At 48.1% G+C, this 349-nt stretch carries 1 protein-coding gene; it reads right to left on the bottom strand.

Annotated features, from left to right (window positions below):
- Positions 1-46 precede the first annotated feature (46 nt).
- A partial coding sequence (locus KP705_RS19885; RefSeq protein ID WP_215765563.1) for a recombinase family protein occupies positions 47-349 on the bottom strand: 303 nt, incomplete at its 5' end.

The following is a 349-nucleotide window of genomic DNA, read 5'->3' on the forward strand; positions in this document are numbered from 1 at the left end:
GGAGGCGTATTTGGGGTCACGACACGAAAGTGTACTTTACGTACGCTTAGAGTGAACCCAACAAGAACGTAGAGGCTGTTCTGCTGAGAGTTCGATAGACACTTGGACGAGAAATAGAAAAAAGTTCTGAAAGATCGATGATGGAGTAATCGCCGGTATCATACATCCGGCGAAGCTCTTTTTGCTGACGTTCAGAAAGCTTGGGTTTCTTTCCGCGTAGTTTACCTTTGTCGCGTGCAACGGCCATCCCTTCACGAGTACGCATCCGGATCAGATCGGCTTCAAACTCCGCGAAAGTCGCAAGGATGTTGAAGAACAACTTGCCCATTGGATCAGACGGATCGTGAAT

The organism is Gluconobacter sp. P1D12_c (genome assembly GCF_018812105.1).
GTDB classification, from domain to species: domain Bacteria; phylum Pseudomonadota; class Alphaproteobacteria; order Acetobacterales; family Acetobacteraceae; genus Gluconobacter; species Gluconobacter oxydans_A.